The sequence below is a fragment of the Mycolicibacterium arseniciresistens genome (genome assembly GCF_030519285.1).
GTDB classification, from domain to species: Bacteria; Actinomycetota; Actinomycetes; order Mycobacteriales; family Mycobacteriaceae; genus Mycobacterium; species Mycobacterium arseniciresistens.
On the sequence record NZ_JAUMSQ010000349.1, the window covers coordinates 1 to 7,916 of the forward strand.

At 71.0% G+C, this 7,916-nt stretch carries 8 protein-coding genes and 1 pseudogene; all 9 read left to right on the forward strand.

The genetic code is table 11. The annotated features are described in order from the left end of the window. Positions 1-147 precede the first annotated feature (147 nt). The gene (locus tag Q2100_RS28000; RefSeq protein WP_302916674.1) at positions 148-588 is read left to right on the forward strand and encodes a Fur family transcriptional regulator; all 441 of its coding nucleotides are present in this window, start codon (positions 148-150) and stop codon (positions 586-588) included. A gap of 170 nt (positions 589-758) precedes the next feature. Next, positions 759-2,228 carry a catalase gene (locus Q2100_RS28005; RefSeq protein WP_302916667.1) on the forward strand — a complete coding sequence of 490 codons (1,470 nt, stop codon included), beginning with the start codon at positions 759-761 and terminating at the stop codon, positions 2,226-2,228. A 44-nt stretch (positions 2,229-2,272) separates the two neighbouring features. Beyond that, positions 2,273-2,701: an organic hydroperoxide resistance protein gene (locus tag Q2100_RS28010; protein WP_302916668.1), complete on the forward strand. Its 429-nt coding sequence runs from the start codon at positions 2,273-2,275 to the stop codon at positions 2,699-2,701. Positions 2,702-2,703: 2 nt separating this feature from the next. Beyond that, positions 2,704-3,348, forward strand: a complete 645-nt coding sequence (locus Q2100_RS28015; protein WP_302916669.1) for a sensor domain-containing protein — start codon at positions 2,704-2,706, stop codon at positions 3,346-3,348. Positions 3,349-3,492: 144 nt separating this feature from the next. Then, entirely contained in the window at positions 3,493-4,779 is a 1,287-nt protein-coding gene (gene egtA / locus Q2100_RS28020; protein WP_302916670.1) for an ergothioneine biosynthesis glutamate--cysteine ligase EgtA, read from the forward strand. A gap of 26 nt (positions 4,780-4,805) precedes the next feature. Next, on the forward strand, positions 4,806-6,077 hold the full coding sequence (egtB, locus tag Q2100_RS28025; RefSeq protein WP_407667708.1) for an ergothioneine biosynthesis protein EgtB: 1,272 nt from the start codon (positions 4,806-4,808) through the stop codon (positions 6,075-6,077). Further along, positions 6,077-6,772 (forward strand): ergothioneine biosynthesis protein EgtC, encoded by a 696-nt coding sequence (gene egtC / locus Q2100_RS28030; RefSeq protein WP_302916672.1) that lies wholly within the window; start codon positions 6,077-6,079, stop codon positions 6,770-6,772. The genes egtB and egtC overlap by 1 nt, the downstream gene beginning before the upstream one ends. Then, positions 6,769-7,734 (forward strand): L-histidine N(alpha)-methyltransferase, encoded by a 966-nt coding sequence (gene egtD / locus Q2100_RS28035; protein ID WP_302916673.1) that lies wholly within the window; start codon positions 6,769-6,771, stop codon positions 7,732-7,734. Before egtC ends, egtD begins: the two co-directional genes overlap by 4 nt. Next, positions 7,731-7,916: pseudogene (locus Q2100_RS28040) on the forward strand (ergothioneine biosynthesis PLP-dependent enzyme EgtE); the annotation flags it as partial. The gene egtD and the pseudogene Q2100_RS28040, both read left to right, overlap by 4 nt.

A 7,916-nucleotide genomic window follows, 5' to 3' on the forward strand; every position in this document is an offset into this window, starting at 1 on the left:
GCGGCCCCTTCGGTCCCGGCGGTCCCGGCTTCGGGCCGCAGCGGCCGGCTGCCCCCGATGCGCCGACGACCACCGCCCCGGCTCGGCCGTGACGCACCTAATCTTGACTCGATCCAGATTGAGGGCATACTCGATGGTGTGACCACGATGCACGACGCCGACTCCCGCGCTCTGCTGCGGGCTGCCGGCATGCGCGTCACGGCCCCGCGGATCGCGGTGCTCGACGCGCTGGTCGCCACACCGCACTCGACCGCCGACGAGGTCGCCGGAGAGGTCCGGCGCCGGCTCGGCTCGGTGTCCACCCAGGCCGTGTACGACGTGCTGCGGGCGTGCACCGAAGCCGGGCTGGTGCGCCGGCTCGAGCCGGCCGGCCCCTCGGCCCGCTACGAGACCCGCACCGGCGACAACCATCACCACCTGGTCTGCCGCTCGTGTGGACGCATCGCCGACGTGGAGTGCGTGGTCGGCGCGGCGCCCTGCCTCGCGCCCGCCGACACCGACGGCTTCGTCGTCGACCGTGCCGAGGTCGTGTTCTGGGGCGTGTGCGCCGACTGCCGCGACGCCGGACCGGCCGACATGTCCGCCTGAGACGTTTTCTCTGCAGCCCTTCGAGACGCCCCGTCGCCCCCGCGCCGGGGCGTCTCGTCGTTTCGTGCATCCATGATCACGGTTTCGGGTACACCCCGAAGGTGACGCGCCCGCGCGTCCGCGGTCCAGCCCCCACGGCCGCCTGTTCCCCGAGGAGATGAACGACCACGATGACCGCCACCGAGAACAACTTCACCACCAACGACGCCGGCAACCCGGTGCCCAGTGACGAGTACTCGCTGTCCGTCGGACCCGACGGCCCGATCCTGCTGCAGGACCACTACCTGATCGAGCAGATGGCGAACTTCAACCGGGAGCGCATCCCGGAGCGGCAGCCCCACGCCAAGGGCGGCGGCGCATTCGGCGTCTTCGAGGTGACCAACGACGTGAGCCGGTTCACCAAGGCGGCGGTTTTCCAGCCCGGCGCGAAGACGGAGATGGTCGCGAGGTTCTCCACCGTCGCGGGGGAGCGGGGCAGCCCCGACACCTGGCGCGACCCGCGCGGCTTCGCGCTGAAGTTCTACACCTCCGAGGGCAACTTCGACATGGTGGGCAACAACACCCCGGTGTTCTTCGTCCGCGACCCGATGAAGTTCCAGAACTTCATCCGAAGCCAGAAGCGGATGCAGGCCAACAACCTGCGCGACCACCACATGCAGTGGGACTTCTGGACGCTCGTGCCCGAGTCGGCACACCAGGTGACGTGGCTGATGGGTGACCGCGGGATCCCCAAGACGTGGCGGCACATGAACGGCTACTCCAGCCACACCTACAGCTGGGTCAACGCCGACGACGAGATGTTCTGGGTGAAGTACCACTTCAAGACCGATCAGGGCGTCGACTTCCTGACCCAGGAGGACGCCGACCGGCTCGCAGGCGAGGACGCCGACTACCACCAGCGCGACCTCTACGACTCGATCGAGGAGGGCGACTTCCCGAGCTGGACGCTGAAGATGCAGATCATGCCGTTCGAGGACGCAAAGACCTATCGCATCAACCCGTTCGACCTGACCAAGGTGTGGCCGCACAGCGACTACCCGCTGATCGACGTCGGCCGGATGACGCTGAACCGCAACGTCACCGACTACCACGCCCAGATCGAGCAGGCGGCCTTCGAGCCGAACAACATCGTGCCCGGCACCGGCCTGTCCCCGGACAAGATGCTGCTGGCCCGCGGGTTCTCCTACGCGGACGCGCACCGCCACCGCCTCGGGGTGAACTACAAGCAGATCCCGGTGAACGAACCGAAGGTCGAGGTGCGCAGCTACTCCAAGGACGGTGCGATGCGGATGCGTCTCACCAGTGACCCGGTGTACGTGCCGAACTCGATGGGCGGCGCGCACGCCGACCCGGCCCGCGGCACCGAGGCGCACTGGATGTCCGACGGCGACATGGTCCGGGCGGCCTACACGCTGCGCGCCGAGGACGACGACTGGAGCCAGGCCGGCACCATGGTCCGCGAGGTGCTCGACGACGACCAGCGGGACCGGCTGGCGCACAACATCATCGGGCATGTGACCGATGGCGTGCGGGAGCCGGTGCTGTCGCGGGTGTTCGAGTACTGGCGCAACGTCGACGCCGAACTGGGCAAGAAGGTCGAGGAGGGCGTGCGGTCGAAGCTCGAGGGCAACGGCGGCTGACCGTCGCGCCTTGCCCTGCTCGGCGGGGCTGGCATGATCGAGCCATGAGCATCGACGTCAAGTACACGGCGGAGTCCACGGCGAGCGGCGGCGGCCGCGACGGTCACGTCAAGTCCGCCGACGGCAAGATCGACCTGGACACCCGCCCGCCGAAGGAACTGGGCGGCAGCGGCGAGGGCGTCAACCCCGAACTGCTGTTCTCGGCCGGCTACGCCGCCTGCTTCCTCGGCGCACTGCGCCTGGTGGCGAAGAACGAGAAGGTCCAGATCGACGACGCCAGCGGCATCACCGCGCAGATCGGCTTCGGTTCCGACTCCGAGGGCGGCTTCGGCCTGACCGCCCATCTGATCGGCTACCTGCCCGGCCTCGAGCAGAGCGCCGCCGACGACCTGATGCAGAAGGCGCACGGCGTCTGCCCGTACTCGAAGGCCACCCGCGGCAACATCGACGTCAAGCTGTCGGCGAAGGTCTAGCCGTGCGCGCGATCGTCGGGGCCGTGCTGGGCGCCGGGCTGGCGTTCATCGCGTCGGCGCCTCCGGCGGCGGCGCGGCCGTCGGATCCCGGCGTGGTGTCCTACGCGGTGCTGGCCAAGGGTTCGGTGGGCAACATCGTCGGCGGTCCGATGCGGTGGGAGTCGGTGTTCACCGATCCGGTGCAGACCTTCTCCGTCGACAACCCGGTGTGCAACAACTGGGCCGACGTCGGGCTGCCCGAGGTCTACGGCGATCCCGACCTGGCCTCGTTCAACGGGGCGGTCGCCCAGACGTCGGCCACCGACGCCACCCACCTGGTCAAGCAGGCGGTCGGTGTCTACGCCAACCCCGACGCCGCCGACCGGGCGTTCCACCGCGTCACCGACCGCACGGCGGGGTGCGCAGGCCAGACCACGGCGATGCACCTGAACAACGGGACCACCCAGGTGTGGACGTTCAGCGGCGGCCCCGCCACCGCGACCGACGCCGACTGGGTCAAGCAGGAGGCCGGGACGGACCGGCGGTGCTTCACCACCACCCGCAAGCGGGAGAACGTTCTGCTCCAGGCGAAAGTCTGTCAGTCCGGCAACGGTGGTCCTGCCGTCAACGTGCTGGCCGGCGCCATGCAGAACACGCTCGGGCAATAGTCCGCCGCGCCTGTCATCAAGCTGTCACGGTGAATTCGCGCGACTTTGTCGGTCCTCTCTGGAAGATATAGGGGGTAGCGGCGATCAGCCGGTCACCGCGCACGCCCGCCAGCGGTCCAGCCCGGGCCCGAAGGGATGGTTGAGATGACTATGCCCATCAGGTCCGCCGTGCGCCCGGACGAACCCGCCGTGGGATTCGCCTCCGCGGCCGACGCGGCCCGCCACATCACCGCCACCTGTCTGCAGGACGGGCCGGTCGGCAAGGTCGGGCTCGAGATCGAGGCGCACTGCTTCGACCGCGCCGACCCGATGCGCCGCCCGGGGTGGGACGAGATCACCGACGTCATCGCGCAGGTGCCCGTGCTGCCCGGCGGTGGCGCGATCACCGTCGAACCCGGCGGGGCGGTCGAGATCTCCGGCCCGCCGACCGACGGGCCACTGCCCGCGATCGCCGCGATGGCGGCCGACCGCGCGGTGCTGACCGAGGCGTTCGCCGAAGCCGGCCTGGCCCTGGTGCTGCTCGGCGCCGACCCACTGCGGCCGCCGCAGCGGGTCAACCCCGGCGCCCGTTACCGCGCGATGGAGGAGTTCTTCGCCGCCAGCGGCACCGCCGATGCCGGTGCGGCGATGATGACGTCCACAGCCTCGGTGCAGGTGAACCTCGACGCCGGGCCGCGGGCCGGCTGGGCCGACAGGGTCCGTCTCGCCCACGCGCTGGGCCCGACGATGGTCGCCATCACCGCCAACTCACCTCTGCTCGGCGGCGAGTTCACCGGGTGGCAGTCAGCCCGCCAGCGCGTCTGGAGCCGGCTCGACTCGGCCCGGTGCGGGCCCGTGCTCAGCGCCGACGGCGACGACGATCCTGCGGGCGAATGGGCGCGCTACGCGCTGCGGGCCCCGGTCATGCTGGTGCACAACCCGCCCGACATGCAGGCGCTGCCGGTCACCAACTGGGTGCCGTTCGCCGACTGGGCCGACGGGCTTGCGGTGCTCGGCGGCCGCCGGCCCACCGAGGCCGATCTCGACTACCACCTGACCACACTGTTCCCGCCGGTGCGGCCGCGGCGCTGGCTGGAGATCCGCTACCTGGACAGCGTGCCGGACGCGCTGTGGCCCGCGGTGGTGTTCGCGATGACGACGCTGCTCGACGACCCGGCCGCCGCCGACGCCGCCGCAGAGGCCACGGAACCCGTCGCGACGGCGTGGGATCGGGCGGCGCAGGTCGGTCTCGAGGACCGCAGGCTGCACGCCGCCGCGCTGCGCTGCGTCGAGATCGTCGCCGAACGCACGCCCGACGAGCTGGCGGAATCGATGGCGCTGCTGCTGCGTTCGGTCGAAGAGGGCCGCAGTCCGGCCGACGACTTCTCCGACCGGGTGGTGGAGTGGGGCGTTGGACCCGCGGTGCACCGACTCGTGAAAGGTGAGTCTTGACCTCACGACAGGCGCTGGCGGACGGGATGGCCCGGGCGCGGGAGCGCACGCTGCGGCTGGTCGAACTCGACGACGCCGAACTGCGCAGGCAGTACGACCCGTTGATGAGCCCGCTGCTCTGGGACCTCGCGCACATCGGCTGGCAGGAGGAACTGTGGCTGCTGCGAGACGCGAACCCTGACCGGCCCGGCATGCTCGCACCGGACGTCGAACGGCTCTACGATGCCTTCCTGCAGCCGCGGGCCGCACGCGTCGAGCTGCCGCTGCTGCCGCCGGCGGACGCCCGCTCCTTCTGCGCGACCGTGCGCGACAAGTCACTCGACGCACTCGACCGGCTGCCCGCCGATGCGGGTGACGGCGCCGACCCTGCGTTCGCGTTCGGCCTGGTGGTCAGCCACGAGAATCAGCACAACGAGACGATGCTGCAGGCGCTCAACCTGCGGTCCGGGCCGCCGCTGCTCGAACCGGGCGCCGCGCTGCCCACCGGCCGGTCCGGCATCGCAGGTACGTCGGTCGAGGTGCCCGGCGGCACCTTCGTGCTCGGCGTCGACGCCGTCACCGAACCCCTGTCGCTCGACAACGAACGCGGCGCCCACGAGGTGGACGTGCCGGCGTTCCGGATCGGGCGGGTGCCGGTCACCAACGGCGAATGGCGCGAGTTCATCGCCGACGGCGGATATGACACCCGCCAGTGGTGGTCGGACCGCGGCTGGGCGCACCGGCAGGACGCCGGCCTCGTCGCCCCGCAGTTCTGGAACGCCGACGGCACCCGCACCCGGTTCGGCCACGTGGAGCACATCCCCGACGACGAACCGGTGCAGCACGTCACCTACTTCGAGGCGCAGGCCTACGCGGCGTGGGCGGGTGCCCGGTTGCCCACCGAGATCGAATGGGAGAAGGCCTGCGCGTGGGATCCCGCCACCGGCAGCCGCCGCCGCTTCCCGTGGGGCGCATCGGAACCCACACCGTTCCTGGCCAACCTGGGCGGGGACGCGCTGCGGCCCGCACCGGTGGGCTCCTACCCCGCGGGCGCGTCGGCCTACGGCGCCGAGCAGATGCTGGGCGACGTCTGGGAGTGGACGTCCTCGCCGCTGCGGCCCTGGCCGGGGTTTACGCCGATGCTCTACGAGCAGTACTCGGCGCCGTTCTTCGAAGGCTCTGGGGCTGGCGACTATAAGGTGCTCCGCGGCGGTGCGTGGGCGGTGGCGCCCGACATCCTGCGGCCGAGCTTCCGCAACTGGGACCACCCGATCCGGCGGCAGATCTTCGCCGGCGTGCGGCTGGCCTGGGACATCTGATGTGCCGGCACCTCGGCTGGCTGGGCGAACCGCGTTCGGTGGCGTCGCTGGTCTGTGATCCGCCGTCGGGACTGCTCGTGCAGTCCTACGCGCCGCGCCGCCAGAAGCACGGGCTGATGAACGCCGACGGGTGGGGCGTCGGCTTCCATGACGACGAGGGAGTCGTGAGGCGCTGGCGCAGTGCCGCGCCGCTGTGGGGTGACGCGTCGTTCGCCTCGGTGGCCCCGGCGCTGCGCAGCCGATGCGTGGTCGCCGCCGTCCGGTCCGCCAGTATCGGCATGCCGATCGAACCGTCCGCGTCGGCGCCGTTCACCGACGGGCAGTGGCTACTGTCGCACAACGGCCTGGTCGACCGGGCCGTGCTGCCGCTGTCGGAGCGGGCCGAGTCCACGGTCGACAGCGCACTGCTGGCGGCGCTGATCTTCGCGCGCGGCATGGACAACCTCGGTGAGACCGTCGCCGCCGTCGGCGCCGACGACCCCGCCGCCCGGCTGAACATCCTGGCAGGCAACGGAACCGAGCTCGTCGCCACCACCTGGGGTGACACCCTGTCGGTGCTGCGGCGCGCCGACGGCGTGGTGCTGGCCAGCGAGCCCTACGACGACGACCCGCAGTGGCAGGAGATCCCGGACCGGCACCTGGTCCGGGTGGATGGCGCGCACGTAGAGGTGACCGCGCTGAAAGGAACGGCATGACCTTCACGCTGGCGACCTACCTCGCCGCCGACTCGGCCGCAACCGCACTGCGCCGCGACGTGCTCGCCGGGCTTTCTGCGACACCGAAGTCGTTGCCGCCCAAGTGGTTCTACGACTCCGTCGGCAGTGAGCTGTTCGACGAGATCACCCGGCTGCCGGAGTACTACCCAACCCGCACCGAGGCGGGGATCCTGCGCGAGCGGGCCGCCGCGATCGTCGCGGCGTCCGGAGCCGACACGCTCGTCGAACTGGGCAGCGGCACCTCGGAGAAGACCCGCATGCTGTTGGACGCCATGCGCGACAGCGGAGCGTTGCGCCGCTTCATCCCGTTCGACGTCGACCCGAGCGTCCTGCGGTCGGCGGGTGCGGCGATCGAGCAGGAGTACCCCGGCGTCGAGATCGATGCGGTGTGCGGCGATTTCGAGGAGCACCTCGGCAAGATCCCGCGGGTGGGGCGTCGGCTGGTGGCGTTCCTCGGCTCCACCATCGGCAACCTCACCGCAGGCCCGCGGGCCGATTTCCTCGCCGCGCTCGCCGACACCCTGCAGCCGGGTGACAGCCTGCTGCTGGGCACCGACCTGGTCAAGGATGTCGACCGGCTGGTGCGTGCGTACGACGACACCGCAGGAGTCACGGCGAGGTTCAACCGCAACGTGCTCGCGGTGGTCAACCGGGAACTGGACGCCGACTTCGACCAGTCGGCGTTCGCGCACGTGGCGCGCTGGAACGCCGGCGAGGAGCGCATCGAGATGTGGCTGCGCGCAACGGGTCCGCAGCGCGTGCGGATCGCAGCGCTGGACCGTACCGTCGACTTCGCCGACGGCGAGGAGATGCTCACCGAGGTGTCCTGCAAGTTCCGGCCCGACGGCGTCGCCGCCGAACTCGCCGCCGCCGGATTGCAGCGGACCCACTGGTGGACCGATCCCGCCGGTGACTTCGGCCTGTCGCTGTCCACCCGATGACAGCGCCCACCCTGGCCGAACGGTGGCGTTCGGCCAGACCGGCCGTCGCGGGCCTGCACCTGGATTCCGGTGCCTGTTCCCGGCAGAGCCTGGCAGCCATCGATGCCGCCGCCCGGCACGCCGTCCATGAGGCCGAGGTCGGCGGCTACGTCGCCCTCGAGGCGGCGGCGCCCGTGCTCGAC